The organism is Dellaglioa sp. CoH-57-MRSF-16 (genome assembly GCF_056782055.1).
Genome location: NZ_JBXAXZ010000001.1, coordinates 1 through 24,343, shown reverse-complemented (window position 1 = coordinate 24,343; position 24,343 = coordinate 1). Strand labels below are relative to the sequence as shown.

22 protein-coding genes and 1 riboswitch are annotated in these 24,343 nt (G+C 35.1%); of the genes, 20 read left to right on the top strand and 2 right to left on the bottom strand.

Features of this window, described 5'->3' with window-relative positions:
- Positions 1-65 precede the first annotated feature (65 nt).
- The 8 genes from AC1RPH_RS00110 to AC1RPH_RS00075 all read left to right on the top strand — a co-directional run bounded on the left by AC1RPH_RS00110 (position 66) and on the right by AC1RPH_RS00075 (position 7,234).
- A complete protein-coding gene (locus AC1RPH_RS00110; RefSeq protein WP_481760862.1) occupies positions 66-1,139 on the top strand; it encodes a D-alanine--D-alanine ligase family protein in 1,074 nt (357 codons plus the stop codon).
- Between the two features lie 34 nt (positions 1,140-1,173).
- Complete coding sequence (locus AC1RPH_RS00105) at positions 1,174-2,550, top strand: UDP-N-acetylmuramoyl-tripeptide--D-alanyl-D-alanine ligase (RefSeq protein ID WP_481760861.1); 1,377 nt, start codon at positions 1,174-1,176, stop codon at positions 2,548-2,550.
- Between the two features lie 162 nt (positions 2,551-2,712).
- Positions 2,713-4,323 carry a degradosome RNA helicase CshA gene (gene cshA / locus AC1RPH_RS00100; protein WP_481760860.1) on the top strand — a complete coding sequence of 537 codons (1,611 nt, stop codon included), beginning with the start codon at positions 2,713-2,715 and terminating at the stop codon, positions 4,321-4,323.
- Positions 4,324-4,484: 161 nt separating this feature from the next.
- Positions 4,485-4,853: a holo-ACP synthase gene (acpS, locus tag AC1RPH_RS00095; RefSeq protein ID WP_481760859.1), complete on the top strand. Its 369-nt coding sequence runs from the start codon at positions 4,485-4,487 to the stop codon at positions 4,851-4,853.
- A 2-nt stretch (positions 4,854-4,855) separates the two neighbouring features.
- A complete protein-coding gene (gene alr, locus AC1RPH_RS00090; protein ID WP_481760858.1) occupies positions 4,856-5,977 on the top strand; it encodes an alanine racemase in 1,122 nt (373 codons plus the stop codon).
- Between the two features lie 65 nt (positions 5,978-6,042).
- Complete coding sequence (locus AC1RPH_RS00085; protein ID WP_481760857.1) at positions 6,043-6,276, top strand: hypothetical protein; 234 nt, start codon at positions 6,043-6,045, stop codon at positions 6,274-6,276.
- Between the two features lie 14 nt (positions 6,277-6,290).
- Positions 6,291-6,662: a type II toxin-antitoxin system PemK/MazF family toxin gene (locus AC1RPH_RS00080; RefSeq protein WP_409021588.1), complete on the top strand. Its 372-nt coding sequence runs from the start codon at positions 6,291-6,293 to the stop codon at positions 6,660-6,662.
- A gap of 17 nt (positions 6,663-6,679) precedes the next feature.
- Positions 6,680-6,724, top strand: a riboswitch (PreQ1 riboswitch).
- 9 nt (positions 6,725-6,733) lie between these two features.
- The gene (locus tag AC1RPH_RS00075) at positions 6,734-7,234 is read left to right on the top strand and encodes a QueT transporter family protein (RefSeq protein ID WP_481760856.1); all 501 of its coding nucleotides are present in this window, start codon (positions 6,734-6,736) and stop codon (positions 7,232-7,234) included.
- 32 nt (positions 7,235-7,266) lie between these two features.
- Here the strand turns inward: AC1RPH_RS00075 and cbpA are convergent, their stop codons facing one another.
- Both cbpA and AC1RPH_RS00065 read right to left on the bottom strand, forming a co-directional pair.
- Positions 7,267-7,902: a cyclic di-AMP binding protein CbpA gene (gene cbpA, locus AC1RPH_RS00070; protein WP_409021586.1), complete on the bottom strand. Its 636-nt coding sequence runs from the start codon at positions 7,900-7,902 to the stop codon at positions 7,267-7,269.
- A gap of 148 nt (positions 7,903-8,050) precedes the next feature.
- Positions 8,051-9,013: an L-lactate dehydrogenase gene (locus tag AC1RPH_RS00065; protein WP_409021585.1), complete on the bottom strand. Its 963-nt coding sequence runs from the start codon at positions 9,011-9,013 to the stop codon at positions 8,051-8,053.
- A 209-nt stretch (positions 9,014-9,222) separates the two neighbouring features.
- Here AC1RPH_RS00065 and pth point away from each other — a divergent pair, with 209 nt between their 5' ends.
- The 12 genes from pth to lysS all read left to right on the top strand — a co-directional run bounded on the left by pth (position 9,223) and on the right by lysS (position 24,004).
- Complete coding sequence (pth, locus tag AC1RPH_RS00060) at positions 9,223-9,786, top strand: aminoacyl-tRNA hydrolase (protein WP_409021584.1); 564 nt, start codon at positions 9,223-9,225, stop codon at positions 9,784-9,786.
- A 36-nt stretch (positions 9,787-9,822) separates the two neighbouring features.
- Complete coding sequence (gene mfd / locus AC1RPH_RS00055) at positions 9,823-13,344, top strand: transcription-repair coupling factor (RefSeq protein ID WP_481760855.1); 3,522 nt, start codon at positions 9,823-9,825, stop codon at positions 13,342-13,344.
- Positions 13,345-13,365: 21 nt separating this feature from the next.
- Positions 13,366-14,934, top strand: coding sequence for a putative polysaccharide biosynthesis protein (locus AC1RPH_RS00050; RefSeq protein WP_481760854.1), 1,569 nt, complete (start codon positions 13,366-13,368; stop codon positions 14,932-14,934).
- Positions 14,935-14,951: 17 nt separating this feature from the next.
- A complete protein-coding gene (locus AC1RPH_RS00045) occupies positions 14,952-15,218 on the top strand; it encodes an RNA-binding S4 domain-containing protein (RefSeq protein ID WP_481760853.1) in 267 nt (88 codons plus the stop codon).
- A gap of 44 nt (positions 15,219-15,262) precedes the next feature.
- Positions 15,263-15,649 (top strand): FtsB family cell division protein, encoded by a 387-nt coding sequence (locus AC1RPH_RS00040; RefSeq protein WP_481760852.1) that lies wholly within the window; start codon positions 15,263-15,265, stop codon positions 15,647-15,649.
- 99 nt (positions 15,650-15,748) lie between these two features.
- Complete coding sequence (locus AC1RPH_RS00035) at positions 15,749-16,228, top strand: S1 domain-containing RNA-binding protein (RefSeq protein WP_481760851.1); 480 nt, start codon at positions 15,749-15,751, stop codon at positions 16,226-16,228.
- A 76-nt stretch (positions 16,229-16,304) separates the two neighbouring features.
- The gene (tilS, locus tag AC1RPH_RS00030) at positions 16,305-17,672 is read left to right on the top strand and encodes a tRNA lysidine(34) synthetase TilS (protein WP_481760850.1); all 1,368 of its coding nucleotides are present in this window, start codon (positions 16,305-16,307) and stop codon (positions 17,670-17,672) included.
- Between the two features lie 5 nt (positions 17,673-17,677).
- The gene (hpt, locus tag AC1RPH_RS00025) at positions 17,678-18,217 is read left to right on the top strand and encodes a hypoxanthine phosphoribosyltransferase (protein WP_409021576.1); all 540 of its coding nucleotides are present in this window, start codon (positions 17,678-17,680) and stop codon (positions 18,215-18,217) included.
- Positions 18,218-18,310: 93 nt separating this feature from the next.
- Positions 18,311-20,389 carry an ATP-dependent zinc metalloprotease FtsH gene (gene ftsH, locus AC1RPH_RS00020; RefSeq protein WP_409021575.1) on the top strand — a complete coding sequence of 693 codons (2,079 nt, stop codon included), beginning with the start codon at positions 18,311-18,313 and terminating at the stop codon, positions 20,387-20,389.
- Between the two features lie 77 nt (positions 20,390-20,466).
- A complete protein-coding gene (gene hslO, locus AC1RPH_RS00015; RefSeq protein ID WP_481760849.1) occupies positions 20,467-21,351 on the top strand; it encodes an Hsp33 family molecular chaperone HslO in 885 nt (294 codons plus the stop codon).
- A 71-nt stretch (positions 21,352-21,422) separates the two neighbouring features.
- Positions 21,423-22,433 carry a tRNA dihydrouridine synthase DusB gene (dusB, locus tag AC1RPH_RS00010; RefSeq protein ID WP_481760848.1) on the top strand — a complete coding sequence of 337 codons (1,011 nt, stop codon included), beginning with the start codon at positions 21,423-21,425 and terminating at the stop codon, positions 22,431-22,433.
- A gap of 71 nt (positions 22,434-22,504) precedes the next feature.
- A complete protein-coding gene (gene lysS, locus AC1RPH_RS00005; RefSeq protein WP_481760847.1) occupies positions 22,505-24,004 on the top strand; it encodes a lysine--tRNA ligase in 1,500 nt (499 codons plus the stop codon).
- Positions 24,005-24,343 lie beyond the last annotated feature (339 nt).

Here is a 24,343-nt window from a genome sequence, read left to right as displayed (position 1 = left end):
TTTATTTTTGTTGAATTTAAAAAGAATGGTACAATAGGACGTGCAAAAAATGGAGGGCAATACGAATGCGAGTTTATTTACTCTATGGTGGTAAAAGTGCAGAACATGAGATCTCACTTTCAACTGCTTTTCAAATAACACAAGCGATATATTACCAATACTATTCGGTAATTCCAGTTTATATTACGAAAACGGGGAATTGGCTGCAAGGTCAGACGCTTAACGAACCAGTTAAATTTGTTGATAATTTAAGACTTAGAGAAACAGATGAAAAAGGACAAGCAACGAATAATCATGAAAATTCAACTGGAATAAAATTTTTGCCAAATGGATTTGACCCTGAAGATAGTGTGGTTTTTCCTGTCTTACATGGCCCAAATGGTGAAGATGGAACTGTCCAAGGACTACTTGAAACGTTGAATATCCCCTATGTTGGTAACAGTGTACTAGCATCGGCTGTCGGTAATGATAAAATAATGAGTAAATTACTCTTTAAACAAGCCGGAATTCCGGTTGTACCATTCCAAGCGATTGACTCACAGTCTTGGGAAAATAACACTGCAAGTGTGATTGCCAGATGTGAGGGCGAATTACTTTATCCAATGTATGTGAAACCATCTAATTTGGGTTCAGGAATCGGTGTTACACAGGTGAATAATAGTGTTGAATTACAATATGCAATTGATAATGCTTTTGAACTTGGTCCTCGAGTGATTGTAGAACGAGGCATTGTAGCACGTGAAATTGAAATTGGATTATTAGGTAACGAAGAAATCGCAACAAGTGTACCAGGAGAAATTTTGTCGTTTGATGACGTCTATGATCGTAAACTTGCAATGAAGGAAGATCACGAAGCCAGAATTCCAGTTGAACTCGATGAGGAATTATTGGATAAGATAGTTGGTTTTTCTAAAACAGCTTTTGCGGTTATTGATGGATCAGGGCTTGCTAGGTGTGATTTTTTAATTAGCGCTAACCAAGATATTTATTTAAATGAGATTACAACAATGCCAGGATTTTATAAAAATGCAATGTATCCAAGATTGTGGGAAGCCGTTGGGCTGAGTTACAGTGATTTAATTGAAGAATTATTACAATTAGCATTGAAAAAAAATCAGGCAAATAATAGTAAACAATAGATTTAATGGTCATATGAATGCGAGGGTTTATATAATGAAAATGCAATTAACTGAAATTGCGAGCGCAGTTAGCGCCAAGAACGAAATTACTGATGAACCAATTAATATATCGAGTGTTTCATTTGATAGTCGACAACTAACGGAAGGCAGTTTATTTGTACCTATTGTGGCAGAAAATGACGGTCATGATTATATCCAAAGTGCGATTGATAATGGTGCAACAGCGACTTTATGGGCAGTTGACCATCAAGATACAATGCCAACGAAAATCCCAGCTATCTTAGTAGATGACACATTAATGGCTTACCAAGATTTAGCAAAACATTACTTGGATAAAATTAATCCTAAAGTTGTCGCAGTTACTGGTAGTAACGGTAAAACGACAACTAAAGATATGATTACAGAAATTTTAAGTCAGCAATATAATGTTTGTAAAACGGAAGCGAATTTCAATAATCATTTAGGCGTACCGATGACTTTATTAAGTATAGAACCTAATACGGAAGTTGTTGTTGTCGAAATGGGGATGGATCATCCTGGTGAGTTAGACTTTTTAAGTCGAATTGCACAACCTGATGTCGCTGTTATTACGATGATTGGCGAAGCACATATCGAATTTTTTGGTACGCGAGATAAAATTGCGGATGCAAAAATGGAAATTGTGAATGGGCTGAAAGAAGACGGCTTGTTGGTTTATAATGCAGATGAACCGTTATTAAGAGAACGTGTTTCCAATATTGAACAGCAATCATTTGGCTTCGGTCATGGTGAAAGTGCTGACTTGAGTGTTTCAAATGTTGTCGGCAATCAAACAATGACTAGCTTTAAAGTGAGAGAAATGGCTGATTTTAATTTTACAATTCCAATGATTGGCACATATAACGTAGATAATGCGATGGCTGCTATCTCAGTTGGTCGTCATTATCGTGTGTCACCTAAAAATATTGTAAAGGCGCTTAGTGATTTTGATTTAACGAAGAATCGGACAGAGTGGCTTAGAGGTCATTTGGGCGAGTCAATTTTAAGTGATGTCTATAATTCAAATCCGACAGCTGCAAAAGCTGTTATCAAAGCATTCTCAAACAGCGATGTTGAAGGTAATCGAATGGTTGTTTTGGGTGATATGCTTGAATTAGGTGAGCAATCTAGCGATATGCATCTCAGCTTGGCTGATAGTTTTGATAATGAAAAAATTCAAAGCGTTTATCTTTACGGAGAACAAATAAAATCTTTAGCAACAGCATTAAAATCAAAGTATGATGATCAACATCTTCATTATTATGATTTAGATGAAAAAGAAGCTATGGTTGAAGATTTATTAAAAATACGTACTGAAAAAGATTCTATTTTGATTAAAGGAAGCCATGGCGTTCATTTAGAAACCGTTTTATCGGCTTTACAAAGTAATTAGAGAGTTGCTTAATATTATTTAAGGTGCTATTATAGTTTAAATAGTGACTCATGAAGGGTCAGACTTAAATTAATTTAACTTTACAAGACAGTAATTGACGACGAACTCTTAACTGTGTTGTGAAGCATGTTAGTTTGCAAACACATTAGGAGGAATTTATACTTGAAATTTACAGAATTAGGACTATCCGATGAACTACTAAAGGCCGTTCAACGCAGCGGTTTTGAAGAAGCAACACCTATCCAATCTGAAACAATTCCAATGGCTTTAGAAGGAAAAGATGTTATTGGACAAGCACAAACAGGTACTGGTAAAACTGCTGCATTTGGTTTACCAATCTTAGATACAATTGATACAACAAAAGATGAAGTTCAAGCACTTATCATCTCACCAACACGTGAACTTGCTATTCAAACGCAAGAAGAACTTTACCGTTTAGGTAAAGAAAAACATGCTAAAGTTCAAGTTGTTTATGGTGGGTCTGATATTCGTCGTCAAATCAAGAGTCTTAATCGCGCACCTCAAATTTTAGTTGGAACACCAGGACGTTTATTAGATCATATTCGTCGTCGCACCGTTAAATTAGGTAATGTTAAAACTTTGGTTTTAGATGAAGCTGATGAAATGTTAGATATGGGATTCGTTGAAGATATCGAAAGCATCTTAACAACTGTTCCTGACGAACGTCAAACATTGTTATTCTCTGCAACAATGCCAACTGCTATTCGCCGTATTGGTGAAAGATTTATGACAGATCCAACTTTGGTAACTGTTAAGGCAAAAGAATTAACAACTGACTTAGTTGATCAATTCTACGTAATCTCAAAAGATTTCGAAAAATTTGATATCATGACACGTATGTATGATGCTCAAAACCCAACACAAACAATCGTGTTTGGTCGTACAAAACGTCGTGTTGACGAATTAGCTAAAGGATTTGAAATGCGCGGATACAACGCTAAAGGAATCCATGGTGATTTATCACAACAACGTCGTATGAGTATTTTACGTGAATTTAAATCAGGTAAACTTGATATTTTAGTTGCAACTGATGTTGCTGCTCGTGGTTTAGATATTTCTGGGGTTACCCATGTCTTTAACTATGATATTCCTCAAGATCCTGAAAGTTATGTCCATCGTATTGGCCGTACAGGCCGTGCCGGACATAAAGGAACTTCATTGACATTTGTTTCACCAAATGAAATGGATTACTTACGTCAAATCGAAAAATTAACTAAGAAACGTATGGTGGCTTTAACACCACCTACAGATGATGAAGCATTTGCTGGTCAAATTGAAACAGCAATCGCTGACGTTACTGCCTTAGTTAACAAAACTGATACTAAAAAATATGCAAAACAAGCTACTGAATTAATGGCTAAGTTTGAAGTTGCTGATTTAGTTGCAGCATTACTTAGTGATGTTATTAAAAATGATTCATCACAAGTACCTGTTAAGATTACACCAGAACGCCCATTACCTAGACGTAAGGGGGGTGGCGGTGGTGGCGGAAACAACCGTCGTAGCGGCAATGGCGGTGGAAATCGTCGTGGTGGCAACGGTGGTGGTTACCAAGGCAACCGTAATGGTGGCGGAAACCGTAGTAACGGTGGAAGTTCAGATCGTCGTAACGGAAGTAGCGATCGCCGTAGCAATGGTAATGGTGGCGGAGGTTACAAAGGTAACCGCTCAAGCGATAATCGTTCAAATGACAACCGTTCAAACGGAAGTAGCGCACCAAAACGTAACTTCACAATCAGAACAAAAGATTAATTTGAATATTGAAAAGAGACCTATTAATTTAGGTCTCTTTTTTTGTTTAAAATTGCTATTCTTACAATATTGATAGGTAAAATATAAACGATTTTAGTGCAGAAAATGAATAAATTTGATAAACTTAACAAGGATATCAATGAAAAGAAATAGGTGATAATATGATTTATGGAATTGGTGTTGATATTGCCGATATTGATCGAGTAGTAAAGTTGGCAAAACAACATGAAGAATTTATAACAAAGATTCTCACAACAAATGAAATTAAACAATTTGATGAATTAAAAGGTAGTCATAAAGACGAATTTATTGCTGGAAGATTTTCCGCCAAAGAGGCATACAGTAAGGCTTTTGGAACGGGAATAGGGGATAAAGTTGGCTTTTTAGATGTTGAAATATTAAATAATGAAATTGGTAAACCGATAATTACGCAGCACCCTTTTGAGGGTAATGGCTTTATTTCAATTTCTCATACGAACAATTTAGTTATGACTGAAGTTATTTTAGAAAATCAAGAAAAGGGGATGTAAAAATGGTTGTAGGTTATCATCGTCCAACCCAAATCGTGGTAGATAGGGCAGCTATTAAGGCAAATATCACAGCTGAAAAAAAGACATTAACAGATGAGACGGTTATTTTTGCTGTTGTTAAAGCTGATGCGTATGGTCATGGATTGATTGAAGTAGCTAAAGTTGCAAAAGATGCTGGTGTAAAAGGTTTTTGTGTGGCAATAATTGATGAGGCATTAGCGTTACGAGAAGCCGGGTTTGTTGAAACTATCTTGATTCTGGGATTAACGAAAGTTGAATATGCACCGTTACTGGCAAAAAGCAAAATATCTGTAACTGTTTCAGAACTTGGCTGGTTACAAGAAGCTAATAAGTTACTGAGTGAAGAAAAATTAGCGCCTTTGGCCGTTCATTTAGCATTGGATACAGGAATGGGTCGTATTGGTTTTAGAGAAGCAGAACCGTTTTTAGAGGCAATTAATTTCCTTGGAAGTCATCAAAATACATTAAACTTTGAAGGGGTTTTTACTCACTTTGCGACAGCAGACTCTCCTAATGATTCGTATTTTAAAAAACAAATGTCAAAATTTAATGAATTGATGTCAGTAGTTTCTGATAGACCTCGTTATGTACACGTTTCTAATTCTGCAACGAGCTTATGGCACTCTGCTTGCAACGGTAATATGATTCGGATGGGCATTTCAATGTATGGTTTAAATCCATCTGGTGGTGAATTAGAACTACCTTATGCGTTAAAACCAGCATTTGGATTAACATCTGAATTAAGTTATGTGAAAGAAATCCATGCAGGTGATTCAGTTGGTTACGGTATTACATATCAAGCTCAAGAAAATGAATGGGTTGGTACAGTACCAATTGGGTATGCAGATGGTATGCCCCGAAAGATGCAAGGCTTTAAACTATTAGTCGACGGTCAATTTTGCGAAATAATTGGTCGAGTTTGCATGGATCAATTAATGATTAGATTGCCACATGAAATGCCAAATGATACAAAAGTAACTCTAATAGGCCAAGATGGCGATGAAATGATTACAGCACAGGATGTTGCAACGTACGCTGAAACAATTCATTATGAAATAATCTGTGCACTTTCAGGACGAGTACCACATGTCTACCTAAATTAGTATTTATTTGCTTAGTTTGCTATGGTAAACTATCTGTAGAGTGTAATTCTATGGGGGAAGTGCAGATGGATAAAAATGAGAAAGTAGCAATGAGTCATATAGCCGATTACTGTGCATATTATTCGATTACCAATGAAGCGTTGAAGGATAGCGAAATATTTAACTCTATTTTAAGTCATAAAAAAATGATGGATGAGTTAATTGATGGCTACTCAGAAATGGGACAATTGAATAGTGAAATCTGTAATGATTTTAAAGGATCTGAAGATGAAGTGTTATTGCACCTTCAAATTATGTAGAGAGTTGGGATAAGATGGTTGAAAGTATCATACGTGGTGATATATTCTATGCAGATTTATCGCCCGTTATTGGTTCTGAACAAGGCGGTATGAGACCTGTTCTCATTATCCAAAACAATATTGGGAATCGTTATAGTCCGACAGTCATCGTTGCCGCCATTACGGCGCGCATCCAGAAGCCTAAAATGCCAACACATGTTGGACTTTTAGCAAGTAGAGATGGTATTGAAAAAGATTCAGTTATACTAATGGAGCAAATTCGCACAATTGATAAGCAACGTCTAAAAGATCGTATCACGCATGTATCGAAAAAAAGTATGCTTGAGGTTGATGATGCGCTTAGAATGAGTGTTGGACTTGTTTCAGCAATACATAAAGAAAAATAAACAGTAAAAAGACATAAAAAAACGTGGTTCGTAACCATCCCACGCTAAAAAACTAAGGGAGTCTATTAATAATGACAAAAAATAATCGTGTAAACCAGGTAATCATTAATGGTTTAATCGCTGCACTTTATATCGTATTGGCAGTTGTTCCAGGAATGGTGAACATGGCTAGTGGTGCTATTCAATTTCGACTATCAGAAGGATTGAATCACTTAGTACTTTTCAATAAGAAATATATCTGGGGTGTTTCATTAGGGGTTATCTTATTTAATCTCTTTTACAGCAGTCCGTTAGATGTTCTTTTTGGGGGCGTACAAACAATCATGGGTCTTTTAATTGTGATTTTTGTTAGTCCTAAGTTTAAGAAAATGTGGCAAAAAATGCTTTTAAATATTATGGTTTTCTCATTTACCATGTTTTTAATCGCTATTATGTTGAACATTACAGCGAGCTTACCGTTCTGGCCTACTTACGGTACAACAGCATTATCTGAATTTGTAATAATGACAATTACAGCACCAATAATGCTCGTTTTAGATCGTGCTATTCACTTTGATAAAAGAATGCATTAAAAAAACAGACCCGAAAGGGTCTGTTTTTTTGTCTAACTACGTAAATCTTCAATTTCAGAAACAATAAATTCTTTACGTCCTAAGTTATCAACAATTTTATCAACTTTTTCTTGGTTTACACCAGCTGGTAATGTGAATAATGTTCGGCGTAATAATTCGCCTTCTTTAACATCTAAAGTCATACAACTAGCAATTGATGAATATTTTGTAATGATTTTAGCCATATCAACTAAATCACCACGTTCGCCAGCTGAAATAACAGTTAAGACATAACTACCAACATCAAAATTCCATGATTGAGACAACATATCTAGAAGACGTGTATGTGTTAAAATACCCTCAAAATAGTTGTTTTCATTTAAAACAGCAATATAAGGTAAGTCTTTAATTGAAAAGAAAACGTTGAAGAAAGCTGAATCAGATGAAATAAACTTAGTCGCATTTTTAAGAAGATAAGTAACAGGAAGTGACATATCGCCACCCTGTGATTTATGACGATAAATATGCATTTTATAAATATTACCACGGAAAATTTGACCCGTTTCATCTAAGATTGGCACACAACGGAATCCAGAATTTTCTAGGACCGTAAGTGCTTCTTCAAGTGTGACACTTTCACGGACGGTTGTTAGTTCTTTTAATGGTTTAACTAAAGTATTTAATAACATATAGGCGCCTCCAAATATTAAATTTTTCTCATTTACATTTTTATAATACCATAAAAAAAGCTTTTTAACAGTAATTTGACTATTAAAATTGTATTAAAAAAGGAACGGAAGAATGTCTTCCGTTCCTTTTTTGGAAAATAATTAAAAATTATTCACCTAATGCTTTAAGACCATCATTTAATACTTGTTTCAAAGTAGCAGCTGAATCAGTCATACGTTTAGATTCAACATCACTTAAAGGTACTTCGATGATTTGTGCAAGACCTTGGCCATTAACAACACCTGGTGTACCGATATAAATATCGTTCAAACCATATTGTCCGTCCATGTATGCACTAACAGGTAATACGGCATTTTCGTCACGCAAAATTGCTTTTGAAAGACGAGCTAATGCTGTACCAATACCGTAGAATGTTGCGCCTTTTTTGTTGATAATTTCGTAAGCTTTGTTACGAACGTCATCTTCAATTTTAGCAAGTTGGTCATCAGAAATGTTGTTAGCTTTTGCCCAATCTAAGAATGGAAGACCACCAACAGTTGCAGCTGAGTAAGCAGCAAATTCTGTATCGCCATGTTCGCCCATCATGTAAGCATGGATTGAACGAGGATCTGTAATGTCAGTTAATTTGCTTAAAGCAACACGTAAACGTGAAGTATCAAGTGAAGTACCTGAACCAATAACACGATCTTTAGGGAAACCAGAGAATTTCATTGTTGCGTAAGTTAAAATATCAACTGGGTTAGCAGCAACTAAGAAAATACCTTTAAATCCAGATTCAACGATTGGAGATACGATACTTTTCAAGATGTTTAAGTTTTTGTTTACAAGGTCAAGGCGTGTTTCACCTGGTTTTTGTGGAGCACCAGCAGTGATAACGACAAGATCTGCATCTTCACAGTCAGAGTATTCTGCTGAGTAGATACGTTTAGGAAATGCGAATGGTGTTGCATCTTCTAAATCTAAAGCATCTCCGACAGTGCGATCTTTCGCAACATCGATGATACCGAATTCTTCGCCGACACCTTGGAGTGTCATTGCGAATGCGTAACTAGAACCTACGGCGCCATCGCCGACTAAGATAACTTTTTGATGATTTTCTGTTTTTGTCAAAATAATTCATCCTTTCAGAGCTATAATTATTACTGAATAATTATAACATGTTTGTTTGTGAAAAAACATACTAGATGAGAGAGTTCTTTCACAAAATTTTCATAAATCGAGTATGGTATAATAGTTGAAAGAAAAGAATAGGGTCGAAATGCTGGGTAAGTTGAATAAACTTGCCCAGATGTTTGCGTTTATTTAAAGGAGAAATTAAAATGAAAATGATAGTCGGTTTAGGAAATATTGGGCAAAAGTATGATGGAACAAGACACAATGTCGGATTCGCTACAGTAGATGTATTTGCAAAACAACATAATGCCGATTTTGGATCTAGCAAGTATGAAGCGCAAGTGGCATCGTTTAATTTAAATGGTGAAAAAATTGTCTTAGTTAAACCATCTACTTATATGAATGATTCAGGTCGAGCTGTTAGACCGTTGATGGATTTCTATAAAATTGATGTTTCAGACATCCTTATTGTGAACGATGATCTTGATTTAGAAGTTGGTCGGATTCGATTACGTCAAAAAGGATCAGCAGGCGGACATAATGGTTTGAAAAGCATTATCGCACATACAGGAACACAGGAATTTAAACGTATTAAAATTGGTATTGACCATCCAGACAAAGTTTCTGTCGTAGATTGGGTATTAACGAAATTTTCTAAAAACCAAGAAAAAGACTTAGGTGATGCAATCAATACAGCAACTTTAGCAATTGAGGATTGGTTGGAAACAGATGATTTTATGAATACGATGAACAAGTATAACCATAAATAAGAAAAAGCTGTTTAGAAAAGGGTAAAGGGTAGAATAATGAATTTAGAAGCAATGATGCAGACTGTTCCTGGTGTAGATAACTGGCTAACAAATATTGAACCTAATACAAGACAATTGTTAACTGGACTAACGGGTTCAGCTAAAACATTGATGTTAGCTACTATTTTTAAAGATAAAAAAAAATCTATGTTGGTTGTGACAGATAATTTATTTCATGCAACACAATTAAATGAAGATTTAACTAACTTTATTAATGAAGAAGATGTGCTTACATTCCCAGTTGAAGAATTATTAGCTGCAGAACTGGCAACAAGTTCACCAGAATCTAAAAGTGAACGTGTCCAAACGCTTCAGGCTCTATTAGAAGGAACACCAAAGATTGTTGTAACATCAATCTCGGGGTTACGACGTTTTCTAGCACCTGTTTCAACGTGGAAACAAGCAACATTAAACTTAGCTGTTGGAAAAGATATTGATTTGAAAGCCACGGAAACTCAACTCTTTACGATGGGCTATCAACGTCAAAAGTTGGTTGAACGTCCTGGGGATTTTGCTGTACGTGGTTCTATCTTGGATATTTACCCATTGACCGTAGAAAACCCAATTAGACTAGATTTATTTGATACGGAAATAGATTCATTACGTTATTTTGATGTGACTAATCAACGAAGCTTAGAGAATGTGGACCAGATTCAAATTATACCCGCGACAGATTTTATTGCGACTGACGCTATGCTATTGGAAGCTAGTCAAACATTAAAAAAAGCGTATGGTGTTGAATATAAGCGATTAGATAATGATGATCAAGAGCGATTAGAATCAAATATTATGCCGCTTATGAGTGATTTTGAAAAAGGACGCTTAGCTCCGGAACATTTATTATTTAGCGATATTATTTATCAAGGTAAAACAAGTCTGTTAGATTACTTGGGTAGCAATGGTTTAATTGTAATGGACGATTATCCGAGATTATTAGAAGCTGAAAAGACGCTTAAACTAGATGAAGATAACTGGATGGCAGATAAGTTAAAAACACATCAAGTTTTGTCTACAAGTGTTTTTGGATTTGAATTACGAGATTTATTGAAAAATGAATCGCATGCTGAATTATTTCTGGCTCATTTTCAAAAAGGAATGGGTCACCTCAAATTTAATCAATTGATTGATGTACCAGGACATGCCATGCAACAATTTTTTAGCCAAATGCCATTACTTAAAACAGAAATGGATCGTTGGTTAAAAAAGAAACAGACTATTATTGTTATGGTTCAAGATAAAGAGCGACTTGATAAAGTCTCACAAACCTTGGATGATTTTGAGATTCCTTCTATCATGACGACTTTGGATAGCCTACAGTTAGGAAAAGTTCAGGTAGTAGAAGGTAACTTACAAGCTGGATTTGAATTGCCAATGGCAAACTTAGTTGTTGTGACAGAACATGAAATGTTTAACAAAGTCACTAAAAAACGTCCAAAACGCCAAACATTAGCGAATGCAGAACGCCTTAAAAGTTATCAAGATTTGAAACCAGGAGACTATGTGGTCCATGTTAATCATGGTATTGGACAGTTTATTGGAATGGAAACATTAGAAGTCGATGGTAAACATCAAGATTATATGACAATTTCTTATCGGGATGAAGCTAAATTATTTATTCCAGTAACCCAATTAAACATGGTTCAAAAGTATGTTTCTTCTGAATCTAAGTCACCTAGAATTAACAAATTGGGTGGTACTGAATGGACCAAAACGAAAAATAAAGTTGCTGCTAAAATTGAAGATATTGCTGATGATTTAGTTGCATTGTATGCTGAACGTGAAGCAGAAGTTGGATTTCAATTTTCAAAGGACAACGATTATCAGATGGAATTTGAAAATGCATTTCCATACTCTGAAACTGAAGATCAAATTAGAAGTTCAAATGAAATTAAGCACGATATGGAACAAAAGAAACCAATGGATCGTTTATTGATTGGTGATGTAGGTTTTGGGAAAACAGAAGTCGCGTTACGTGCCGCTTTTAAAGCCATTCAAGATAATAAACAGGTTGCTTTATTAGTGCCTACAACGGTGTTAGCGCAACAACATTACGAAACAATGATTAATCGATTCGAAGGATTTCCAGTTGAAATTGGGATTTTATCTCGTTTTAGAACAAAGAAACAACTTAAAGAAACAACTGATAAAATGGCTAGTGGTGCATTAGATATTGTCGTTGGGACACATCGAATTTTATCGAAAGATATTCAATTTGCTGATTTAGGATTGTTAATTGTTGATGAAGAGCAACGGTTTGGTGTGAAACATAAAGAACGACTCAAAGAGTTTAAGTCACAAGTGGACGTCTTAACGTTAACGGCAACGCCAATCCCAAGGACACTTAATATGTCGATGCTTGGGGTTCGCGATTTATCAGTAATTGAAACGGCACCATTGAACCGTTACCCAATTCAAACTTATGTAATGGAACAAAATGGTGGAACTATTCGAGATGGAATACAACGTGAACTTCAACGTGGTGGACAAGTTTTTTATTTGCATAATCGAGTTGAAGATATTGAAAAAGTAGTTTCAGAAATTGAGATTATGGTTCCTGAAGCTAGTGTCGCGTATATCCATGGTCAAATGACTGAAAATCAATTAGAAAATGTCTTGTATGATTTCATTCAAGGTGTCTATGATGTGTTGGTAACAACGACAATTATTGAAACGGGCGTAGATATTTCTAATGCTAATACATTATTTGTCGAAAATGCTGACCACATGGGATTGGCGCAACTTTACCAGTTACGTGGTCGTGTTGGTCGTAGTAGTCGAATTGCGTATGCCTACTTTATGTATAAACCTAATAAGGTTTTGACTGAAGTGAGCGAAAAACGCTTAGAAGCAATCAAAGACTTCACCGAATTGGGTTCTGGATTTAAAATTGCTATGCGAGATTTATCTATTCGTGGAGCAGGAAATCTATTGGGCCGACAACAACATGGTTTCATTGATTCTGTTGGATATGATTTATATACACAGATGTTGACAGAAGCTGTGAATAAAAAACAAGGTAAAAAAGCTGAGCCTAAATCAGATTCTGAAATTGACATTAATATTGAAGCTTATTTACCATCATCTTACATTGATGATCAGCGTCAAAAAATTGAAATTTATAAACGTATTCGACAGCTTGATAATTATGATCAATATTTGGAAGTACAAGGTGATTTAATTGATCGTTTCGGCGAATTTCCAACTGAAGTGAATAACTTAATGGAAATTGGCTTACTTAAATTATTTGCCGATAAGGCATTAGTTGATAAAATTAAAAAAGATAAAGACCAGTTAATTGTTTCTGTTTCAGAAAAAGGAACGACATTGCTGGGTACGGAAGCAATTTTCATGGCATTATCAGCAACAAAATTAAAAGCGTCATTAAAAACTCAGGGCAAACAAATGCGTGTGATTTTAGTGATTCAACCTAAGATGACTGAGACTGACTGGTTGATTGAATTACAAAACTTTATTCAAGCGTTAAGCGAATCCGTTGGGTCAGTGACTGCAGCTAACTAATAAAAAAGGAATCGAAATGATATGGGAAATAAGCAACTTAGACATTTAATGCGTGGTGCAATGATTCTATCGATTGCCTCACTAATTGCCAAGATTTTGAGTGCCATTTACCGAGTGCCATTCCAAAATTTAGTCGGAGATACGGGCTTCTATATTTATCAGCAAGTTTATCCTATTTATGGGATAGGGATGACTTTTGCTTTGACTGGATTTCCCGTCTACATTAGTAAGTTAATTGCTGAAGAGCCTTCGAAAGAAGATAAAATAAAATTGTCTCATGATATATTTATTGTTTTAAGTATATTTAGTTTAGTTATCTTTTCTGGCTTACAATTAGGAGCTTCATGGATTGCGACAGCTATGGGTGATGGACAGTTAGCAGGCTTAATTAAAAGTGTTTCATTTATGTTCTTATTTTTACCTGTTTTAGCAGTGGGACGTGGTTATTATCAAGGTATTTTTGAAATGAACAAAACTGCTGTCTCCCAAGTTGTTGAACAACTATTACGTGTTGGACTCATTATTTTAGCGGCATACATTGCGGTTGAAAATAATATGTCATTATATTCGATGGGAGCATGGGCAATGTTTGGGGCAACTATTGGTGCTATTGGCGCAAGTGTTTCTTTTATTCACTTTTACAGGGTTGAATTTAGGAAGACTAGGCTTCAAACAAACTGGCAAAGATTACTGATAACCTCTAAAAAATTATTTTCGGAGGGTCTTATCATCTGTCTATTTGCAGCAATGATGGTGCTATTACAATTAGTTGATTCATTCACAGTGAAAAACGGATTAGTGCACTTTGGTTATTCAAATAATATTGCAAAATCGTTAAAAGGAGTCTATGACCGTGCACAGCCTTTAGTACAACTTGGACTAGTTATTTCTGTTGGGTTCTCTTCGATGTTATTGCCATCTCTGGCTTCGGCCCGTCGTGAAAACCGAAAAAAGGATTTTCAACGATATGCTGGGATGTTAGTGCACATAACGGTGGCGTTATCGATGGCGGCAACCATCGGACTGATTGCTGTTATGCCACTTGTTAACCAATCTTTATTTGGGGATCAACTTCAAAATGGTACATTATCGGTTTATATGTTTAGTATTTTCTTAGCAGCAGTTATTGGAACATACAACAGCGTCCTACAGAGTCTGGGATTGTATCGTACGTCAGTCATTGCTTTGATTATCGGATTGTTACTTAAAATGAGTATTAATTTTTACCTAGTTTCTATATTAGGAACAGTTGGAGCAAGTATTGCGACAATCTTAAGTTTATTACTTGTATTAATTGCCATGTGGGTTATGTCACCCAGTGAGATTAGACAGTTACTAATTGATCCCAAATTTATGATGAAATTAACTTTAATTTGTGTAATTATGGGAATTGTGGTTTATTTATTAGATAATCAGTTAATTAATTGGACGAATGACAAGCGATTGTTGAGTGGCATTATAGCGCTCGTTTCTGGATCTATTGGTGCTGGAATATTTGGTGGTTTAGCAGTTAAATGGGAATTATTTTCGATTCGAGAATGGCTAAGCTTTCCATTTGGAAAACGTATTTTAAAAAAATTTATAAGATAAATAAAGGGGATTAACTAATGAGATTAGATAAATTTTTAAAAGTGTCACGTATTATTAAACGTCGTACAGTTGCAAAAGAAATTGCAGATAAGGGTCGAATTATGATTAATGATAAAATGGCAAAATCTTCAACAGATGTTGTTGTTGGGGATGAGTTAACAATCCAATTTGGTAATAAAACGCTGACTGTTCGAGTTATGGCGCTTAAAGAAACAACGAAAAAAGCAGAATCAATTGATTTATATGAAGTTGTTTCTGAAGTTTATACAGAAGAAAGTCGATAATTATCGATTTTTAATTGGAGTCCTTTATTGGGTTAGGAGACAAGATGGCCGATAATAAATCGAAAATTAAATTTTTAGATAATGATTTTATGAAAGCTAATAAAACAGAAAGAAAAAAAGATCAACGATTGGTAACTATTCACCGCCGCCGTATGATTGGATTAGGAGCTGTTTTAATAATTATAATCATTTTCTTTAGCGTACAGTTAATTTCAACCAAGCTTAAGGTTGCACATTATAAGCAAGAAACAGCAGTTGAACAAACGAAATTAAAAAAAGCTAAAGCAAATCAAAAAGATCTTAAATTTCAAATTAAACAATTAAATGATAACGATTATTTATTAAAATTAATTCGTGAAAAATATTATTTCTCTAAAAAAGGTGAAACTGTCTATAGTTTTCCTAGTGATAAAGCAAATTTAAAAAACTAATCAATCAGGGATAGAATTACCCGTGATTTAACTTTGTATCAAGGTTTATAGCGTGGTATACTAGTATGGTATATATATCTAAGGAGGAACAACTTTTTTATGTCTATTGAAGTCGGAGAGAAAGTTTCAGGTAAAGTTTCAGGAATTACAAATTTCGGTGCATTTATTGATTTGGGTGACAGAAAAACAGGATTAGTACATATTAGTGAAGTTTCTGATGGATTCATCAAAGATATTCATGATGCACTAACTGTTGGGGATGAAGTCACAGTTAAAGTTTTATCCATTGGCGACGATGGTAAGATAAGTTTATCAATACGAAAAGCTGTTGATAAGCCTCAAGTAACAGAAACAAAATCTCGTCCACAGAAAACATTTAATAAAGATACTCGCGCATCGACTGGTTCTCGTCCATCAAATGGTGGTAAGAATCGCTATCAGACTAAAAAAGTTGAACCTCAAAAAGATGACTTCGATTCATTGTTGTCAGGCTTTTTGAAAGATAGTGAAGATCGGTTAGTTTCATTAAAGAGAAGTACTGAAGGTAAGCGCGGTGGCCGTGGTGGCCGACGTAATTAATAACGAATTTTAAAGATGAGTGGTTGAAATGAAAATTTTAAACCACTCTTTTTTTAATGAAAAAAGGAGAAAAGTTTTGCTGAATACAAGATTTGAGGCTCAATATCGGCTACTTGGTAGTCCTGAAAAAATTCTGGTTGCTGTTTCAACAGGTGTTGATTCAATGGTCCTCATGGATTTGTTGCAACGATTACCAGATGAAATCCGGCCTGAGATAGGCGTTGCCTACATTGACCATCAATTAAGAGAGCAGAGCCGTATTGAAACTGAGTTCATCGAAAAGTATTGTCTAGATCATCAATTTAAATTATATAAAAAAGTTTGGCCAGTACATGAACATGGATTAAATGGTATTGAAAATGCAGCGCGCAAAATGAGATATGATTTTTTTGAGCAAATAATGGTATCAGAAACTTATGCAACGTTAATGACAGCGCATCAAGCAGATGACCAGCTCGAAACACTTGTTATGAAAGGAATTCGTGGCGGAGATATCAGACAGTTAACGGGTATCAGTCAAACTAGATCATTTGGACCAGGGATGTTAGTTAGACCGTTACTTTTGTTCACAAAACAGGCTATTCGGCAGTACGCAAAGCATGAAAACATTGTTTTTTTTGAAGATGAAACGAATCAATTAAGTGATTTTTTTAGAAATCGAGTTAGAAAAGAAATTATACCGAAAATGCTTGAAAATAATAAACAAGTAATTAAGCATGCACAAAGTTATGCAGATCAGTTAACGAACCTATTAGATTTAGCAGATGAAGCAATTAGTGAAAAAATAAAAGAAATCAAATATGCTTCAGGATTTAAAATAAAAATGTGGACCACGTTGGAAACAAGGTGGCAAAAGCCGATATTGAAAAAAATCGCTGAAGAACATGGTGTTTTCTTAAAAGAAGACCAAATACAGCAAATTAGCCAGTTACTGCTGAATGAAAAAAAACCACAGGGTGAACTTAATTTAGGTGATGATCAATTATTTGTTAAAAAATATGAGTACATGGATTTCATTCAAAAAGAGAAAATAATTGAAAGTACTTCTGAAAAAATAATACTCGGTATGAATTCATGGGTTAATTTAAATAATAATGAAAAAATTGGCGTATTTAAAGCTGAAGAGATTAATCTAGATGAAGTAACTATAAAAGATTATATGATGGTTGATCACTCTATTGTTGAAGAGGGGCTTAGCTTGAGACATCGGTTGCCAGGCGATTATATCGACATAGGAAATAGTGCAAAACAAAAAATAAAAAAAATATTTATTGATCAAAAAATAAGTAGTAATGACCGTAATCAGGCTTGGGTATTAGAAACTAATACTAAGCGAATCATTTGGTTAATAAATTATAAAAAATCTCAATTGTCAGACACCGTTGAAACTGATAAAATACAAGACATAATCGTTTTAAAAAAACAAGGTCAGGGAAGAGGCTAAAGTGTATGGATGAAGATATCAAAAAAGTTCTTTACAGTGAGCAAGAAATTCAAGATGTTACTCGGCGATTAGGAAAACAGATTACCGCTGATTATCAAGGCAAAAATCCATTGCTTGTTTGTATATTAAAGGGCGCCTATCTTTTTATGGCTGACATTGCTAAAAATGTTGCAGATTATGCAGAAGTTGATTTTATGAATGTTTCGAGCTATGGGGATGGTACCGTATCAACTGGTGAGATTAAGATTATCAAAGATTTAGATATTGATGTTAAAGGCAGAGATGTGATTATTGTTGAAGATATCGTGGATACAGGACAAACTTTAGCTTACTTAATCGATCTGTTTAACAATAGAAATGTAAAATCTGTTAAGGTTTGTTCGTTGTTGGACAAACCAGAAGGTCGTAAAGTGACTGTTAACGTTGATTATGCAGGATTTGAAGTTCCAAATGAATTTGTAGTTGGTTATGGATTAGATTATGCTGAAAAATATAGGAACTTACCATATATTGGCGTCTTGAAACCTGAAATTTATACAGAGTAAAATAATGGTCAAAGAATGTCAATTGTGATATAGTGTATCCTATTCAAACGATAGTTGAAATAAAAATAAAGAAAAACGGGCAGGAGAGTAGATATGAAAAACAATCCTAAAAATGGACTTTTTAAAAATAGTTTATTTTACATAGTTATCATGCTTGGGATAATGGGTGTAATGTACTTCTTTTTTGATGGAAACAGCAAAACGGAAACACAAGAAATTCAATCAAGTGAATTTGTCTCAAAATTACAATCAAACCAAGTGAAATCATTTGATATTCAACCATCAGGTGGTGTCTACAAAATAACAGGGACTTATAAGAAAGCTCAAACAGAAAAGAGCAAGGATACTGGGTTCTCATTAATTCCAGCTTCAAAGAAAACAACAAAAGTTAAAAACTTTACGTCAACAGTTATTCAAAATGATTCAAATATGGCACAAATTTTGAAATCATCTGAAGCAACAAAGACAAAAATGGATACAAAAGAAGAACAATCAGATAGTATCTGGTTGCAATTAGCAATTACGGTTATTCCACTTGTATTAATGGTCGGCTTTTTCTATCTTATGATGGGACAAGCAGGACAAGGTGGCGGTGGTGGCGGTAAGGTGATGAACTTTGGTAAATCAAAAACAAAACCTTCCGAGAAAAAAGATAATAAAGTTCGTTTTGCTGATGTTGCCGGTGCAGAAGAAGAAAAGCAAGAACTTGTTGAAGTTGTTGAATTCTTAAAATCACCACGCAAATTTGCTGATTTAGGCGCTCGAATCCCATCAGGTGTTCTCCTAGAGGGACCTCCTGGTACTGGTAAAACTTTACTCGCAAAAGCAGTAGCTGGTGAAGCTGAAGTACCATTTTATTCAATTTCCGGTTCTGATTTCGTAGAAATGTTTGTCGGTGTTGGGGCAAGTCGTGTACGTGATTTGTTCGAAAATGCTAAGAAAACTGCACCATCAATTATCTTTATTGATGAAATTGATGCTGTCGGACGTCGTCGTGGCTCTGGTACAGGTGGCGGTAATGATGAACGTGAACAAACATTGAACCAATTACTTGTTGAAATGGATGGATTTACGGGTACAGAAGGTGTGATTGTAATTGCAGCTACTAACCGTTCGGATGTTCTGGATCCAGCACTTTTACGTCCTGGTCGTTTTGATCGTAAAGTTTTAGTAGGTCGCCCAGATGTTAAGGGTCGTGAGGCTATTCTTAATGTTCATGCAAAAAACAAACCGTTAGCATCTGATGTTGATTTAAAAGTTATTGCTAAGCAGACACCTGGATTTGTTGGTGCTGATTTAGAAAATCTTTTAAATGAAGCTGCATTATTAGCTGCTCGTCGTAATAAATCAAAAATTGATGCAAGCGATATGGATGAAGCTGAGGATCGTGTTATTGCGGGACCAGCAAAACGTGATCGTACGATTAATGAAAAAGAACGTCAAACAGTTGCATTCCATGAAGCCGGACATACAATTGTTGGATTAGTCCTAAATGATGCTAGAGTTGTTCACAAAGTAACAATTGTCCCTCGAGGTCGTGCTGGCGGTTACGCAATCATGTTACCAAAAGAAGATCAAATGTTATTGTCTAAAAAAGATATGAGTGAACAAATTGCTGGATTAATGGGTGGACGTGCAGCTGAAGAAATTGTTTACAATGAACAATCTTCAGGCGCATCAAACGATTTCCAACAAGCAACACAAATGGCTCGCTCAATGGTTACTGAATATGGAATGAGTGAAAAACTCGGACCTGTTCAATTAGAAGGCAATAGCCAAATGTTCGCTGGTGGTTCAGGTCAACCAAGTGCTGCTTACTCAAGCAATACGGCTGACATTATTGATTCTGAGGTTCGTCGTCTATCTGAAGAAGGTATGAAACTTGCTAAAGAAATTATTGAAGCACATAGAGAACAGCATAAATTGATTGCTGATAAGTTATTAGAATTTGAAACACTTGATGAAAAAGAAATTTTAAGCTTGTTCGAAGATGGCAAAATGCCAGAAAAAGACGATGCAAATGAATTTCCGAGTGAAAAAGATGGTTCTTTTGAAGCAACAAAAAAAGAATTAGAACGTAAAGATGCAAAAAAAATAGCTGAAGAAACAGATGAAGTTGATTTATCTAAAACGGTTGTTTTTTACCCCAAAGTGAATAAAGACGATAAATAATCGTTACTTAAGAACTCCGATGGATTATCTATCGGAGTTCTTGTTGGTCTAAAATGAATTATTTAAGGAGAAAACGAATGAAAGATTATCTTGTAAAAAGTTTGGCCTTTGACGGTAAATTAAGAGTATATGCTGTTACTGCGACAAATACGGTTGCTGAAGCACAAAGGAGACATGACACATGGAGCGCAGCATCAGCTGCACTTGGGCGGAGCCTAATAGGAACATTATTACTAAGTACATCTACATTGTCAGCCGATGAAAAAATGACCGTTAAAATTAATGGTGATGGGCCAGTTGGTGCTATCGTAATTGATGGTAACGCTGATGGAACAGTTAAAGGATATCTGAGTGAACCCCACGTTCATTTACCATTAAATGAAAAAAATAAAATTGATGTTAAAGGTGCCGTTGGAACAACTGGATCAATGGCAGTAACAAAAGATATGGGTATGAAGGAACCGTTTACGGGACAAGTCCCATTGGTTTCAGGTGAACTTGGCGAAGACTTTACTTACTATTTAGCTAAATCAGAGCAGATTCCATCATCAGTTGGATTATCTGTATTTGTGAACACGGACAATACAATCGAAGTGGCCGGTGGGTTTATGATTCAAGTAATGCCTGGCGCAACTGATGAAGTTATCGATAATTTAGAAAAAAAATTAGCAGAAATGCCTATGATTTCAGAATTGCTAAGAGATGGTAAAACGCCAGAAGATATTATATATCTGATGTTTGGTAAAGAAAATGTTAATATCTTGGATACAATGCCAGTTGCGTTCGAATGTGATTGTTCAAAAGATAAATTTTACGGTTCATTAGCTAGTTTGCCAAAAAGCGATATCACTGAAATGATCGAATTGGATCATGGTGCCGAAGCTGTTTGTCGTTTTTGTGGAAATCGATATCAATATTCTGAAAATGAATTAATGAAATTATTAGAGGGTTCAGCTAAATAAATTTTATCAATATATGATTTGTGTTATGATACTAAACAATAGTAAGTGTAAAAAACGATGAGGTGAATAGAATGGAATGGAAAATTGGCGATATATTAATTCCTAATCAAGTAGTTGTTGCACCTATGGCAGGTGTAACAAATGCGGCATTCAGAATGATTTGTAAGGATTTTGGTGCTGGATTAGTAGTTTGTGAAATGATTTCTGATAAAGGAATCCAATTTAGAAATAAAAAAACGTTGAGCATGTTGTTTGTAGATCCAAGAGAACATCCAGTTAGCGTTCAAATTTTTGGCGGAGATAAGGAAACATTGGTTGCTGCTGCTAAGTTTGTTGAAGAACACACGTCAGCCGACATAGTCGATATTAATATGGGTTGCCCTGTACCTAAAGTAACAAAAACAGACGCAGGCGCACGTTGGTTGCTTGATCCAGATAAAGTATACGAAATGGTTGATGCGGTTACTAATGAGCTGTCAATTCCGGTAACAGTTAAAATGAGAACAGGCTGGGACGAAGATCATATTTTAGCAGTTGAAAATGCCTTAGCTGCTGAACAAGGTGGTGCAGCTGCACTTGCAATGCACGGAAGAACACGTTTCCAGTTGTATAATGGTAAAGCAGATTGGAATATTTTACATGAAGTTAAAAGTAATTTAAAAACAATTCCTTTTATGGGTAATGGTGATATTAAAACGCCACAAGATGCAAAGAAGATGTTAGATGAAGTCGGTGCCGACGCTGTTATGATAGGCCGTGCTGCATTAGGAAATCCGTGGATGATTAGGCAGACAGCAACGTACCTTGAAACAGGTGAACTCATTGCTGAACCTTCAGCATCTGATAAAATTTTAGTTGCTAAAGAACACTTGCACGCACTTTGCCAGATAAAGGGTGAGGTTATTGGACCTAAAGAATTCAGAAGTCAAGCAGCATACTACTTAAAAGGTATTTCGCGTTCAGCTCGTGCTAAAGCAGCATTGAATGAAGCAAATTCAGAAGCTACTATGATAACGATATTTGATAAATTTTTAGAAGATACAAAAGAACGTGAATTCAAATTAATGCAAAAAGAAGCATAGAATTAGTTGCATTTTATTGGGTTAATTGGCATGATAGTAAGTGAAATATGTAATTAAGTGAGGGATATAATATGGTAAAGCAAGAACAAAGTATGAATGATCAATTAAAGGTACGTCGTGAAAAAGTTGTTGAACTTCGCGAAGCAGGGGTCGATCCATTTGGACACCGCTTTGAACGTAAAGACATGACTAAAGCATTACATGATAAGTATGATGCATTAACTAAAGAAGAACTTGATGGTATGGATATCCAAGCTACTATCGCAGGTAGATTAATGTCTAAACGTGGTAAAGGTAAAGTGAGTTTCGCTGATATTCAGGATAAAGATGGACGTTTACAATTATATGTCCGTAAAGATGTTGTAGGTGAAGATACATATCATATCTTTAAACGTTCAGATATTGGTGATTTTGTTGGTATAACAGGTGATGTTATGAAAACAGATATGGGTGAATTAACGATTCGCCCAACAGAAGTTACTTTCCTATCAAAAGCATTACGACCATTACCAGATAAATTTCATGGTTTGCAAAATGTAGAACAAATCTATAGACAAAGATATCTTGATTTAATCACAAATCGTGAAAGCTTTGATCGATTTATGAAACGTAGTCAAATTATTTCAGCTGTAAGACGTTATTTAGATGGTAATGGATATATTGAGGTTGAAACGCCAGTACTGCATAACCAAGCAGGTGGAGCATCAGCTAAACCATTTACAACACATCATAATGCGTTAGATATTGAACTATACTTGAGAATTGCACTAGAATTACATTTAAAACGACTTATCGTTGGTGGAATGGAAAAAGTATACGAAATTGGTCGAGTGTTCCGTAATGAAGGAATTGATACAAAACATAATCCTGAGTTTACAATGCTTGAAACGTACGTTGCATACTATGACTTCCATGATGTAATGGATGAAACTGAAGGCATTTTTAAAGCAGTCGCAGATGTAATTTCAAATGACGGAATTATTGAATATGATGGAAAAAAAGTAGATTTTAATAAAAAATTTGCAAGAGTTCATATGGTAGATGCTATTAAGTCCGTAACTGGAGTGGATTTTTGGAAAGAAATGTCAGTTGAAGAAGCACAAAAATTGGCAGATGAACATCATGTTAAATATGAAACATATTGGAAAGTTGGCCATATCATTAATGAATTTTTCGAAAAATTTGTTGAAGATACAATTGTTGATCCTACTTTTGTTTATGGACATCCTTTAGAAATTTCGCCTTTAGCAAAGAAAAATGAAGATGATCCAAGATTTACGGATCGTTTTGAAATGTATATTTTAGGTACAGAATATGCTAATGCATTTACTGAGTTAAATGACCCCATTGATCAAAGAGAGCGATTTGAGTCCCAAGTTGAAGAACGTGAAGATGGTAACGATGAAGCGGAAGGAATCGATGAAGATTTCATTGAAGCACTCGAATATGGTATGCCACCAACAGGTGGTTTAGGAATTGGAATAGATAGGTTGGTTATGTTAATGACTGATGCACAATCTATCAGAGATGTGTTATTATTTCCAACTATGAGACCAGATGATAATCAATAAATATTTTTAAATTATTTTATAGGATTATTTTTGATGAATAATATTATATGAGAGTATTGTCGCTATGTGACAATACTCTTTTTTTACTTTTATTTCAGCAGTAAAAGTAATAATAAAACACGATGTACACGTTTACATTCATTGATTTAGATTTAATTTAAATAAAGGCTTGACGAAGGTGATTATTCTTGGTAAAGTAATAAACGTTGCTTCAGTAGTAAACAACTAATTCAAATGTGACCAGTTAATTAATTAAAAAAGTTCTTGACAATTAACGAAATCCTTGATATGATATAAAAGTTGTCAAAAGCAACCAAGTAGATCTTTGAAAACTGAACA

Bases quoted from the DNA above. Each gene is read 5' to 3' on its own strand.
- AC1RPH_RS00040 (WP_481760852.1), top strand. From the start codon at position 15,263: ATGGCCGATAATAAATCGAAAATTAAATTTTTAGATAATGATTTTATG.
- alr (WP_481760858.1), top strand. From the start codon at position 4,856: ATGGTTGTAGGTTATCATCGTCCAACCCAAATCGTGGTAGATAGGGCA.
- AC1RPH_RS00105 (WP_481760861.1), top strand. From the start codon at position 1,174: ATGAAAATGCAATTAACTGAAATTGCGAGCGCAGTTAGCGCCAAGAAC.
- AC1RPH_RS00035 (WP_481760851.1), top strand. From the start codon at position 15,749: ATGTCTATTGAAGTCGGAGAGAAAGTTTCAGGTAAAGTTTCAGGAATT.
- pth (WP_409021584.1), top strand. From the start codon at position 9,223: ATGAAAATGATAGTCGGTTTAGGAAATATTGGGCAAAAGTATGATGGA.
- AC1RPH_RS00075 (WP_481760856.1), top strand. From the start codon at position 6,734: ATGACAAAAAATAATCGTGTAAACCAGGTAATCATTAATGGTTTAATC.
- hpt (WP_409021576.1), top strand. From the start codon at position 17,678: ATGGATGAAGATATCAAAAAAGTTCTTTACAGTGAGCAAGAAATTCAA.
- acpS (WP_481760859.1), top strand. From the start codon at position 4,485: ATGATTTATGGAATTGGTGTTGATATTGCCGATATTGATCGAGTAGTA.
- dusB (WP_481760848.1), top strand. From the start codon at position 21,423: ATGGAATGGAAAATTGGCGATATATTAATTCCTAATCAAGTAGTTGTT.
- AC1RPH_RS00110 (WP_481760862.1), top strand. From the start codon at position 66: ATGCGAGTTTATTTACTCTATGGTGGTAAAAGTGCAGAACATGAGATC.
- AC1RPH_RS00050 (WP_481760854.1), top strand. From the start codon at position 13,366: ATGGGAAATAAGCAACTTAGACATTTAATGCGTGGTGCAATGATTCTA.
- cbpA (WP_409021586.1), bottom strand. From the start codon at position 7,902: ATGTTATTAAATACTTTAGTTAAACCATTAAAAGAACTAACAACCGTC.
- hslO (WP_481760849.1), top strand. From the start codon at position 20,467: ATGAAAGATTATCTTGTAAAAAGTTTGGCCTTTGACGGTAAATTAAGA.
- AC1RPH_RS00085 (WP_481760857.1), top strand. From the start codon at position 6,043: ATGGATAAAAATGAGAAAGTAGCAATGAGTCATATAGCCGATTACTGT.
- lysS (WP_481760847.1), top strand. From the start codon at position 22,505: ATGGTAAAGCAAGAACAAAGTATGAATGATCAATTAAAGGTACGTCGT.
- mfd (WP_481760855.1), top strand. From the start codon at position 9,823: ATGAATTTAGAAGCAATGATGCAGACTGTTCCTGGTGTAGATAACTGG.
- AC1RPH_RS00080 (WP_409021588.1), top strand. From the start codon at position 6,291: ATGGTTGAAAGTATCATACGTGGTGATATATTCTATGCAGATTTATCG.
- AC1RPH_RS00045 (WP_481760853.1), top strand. From the start codon at position 14,952: ATGAGATTAGATAAATTTTTAAAAGTGTCACGTATTATTAAACGTCGT.
- ftsH (WP_409021575.1), top strand. From the start codon at position 18,311: ATGAAAAACAATCCTAAAAATGGACTTTTTAAAAATAGTTTATTTTAC.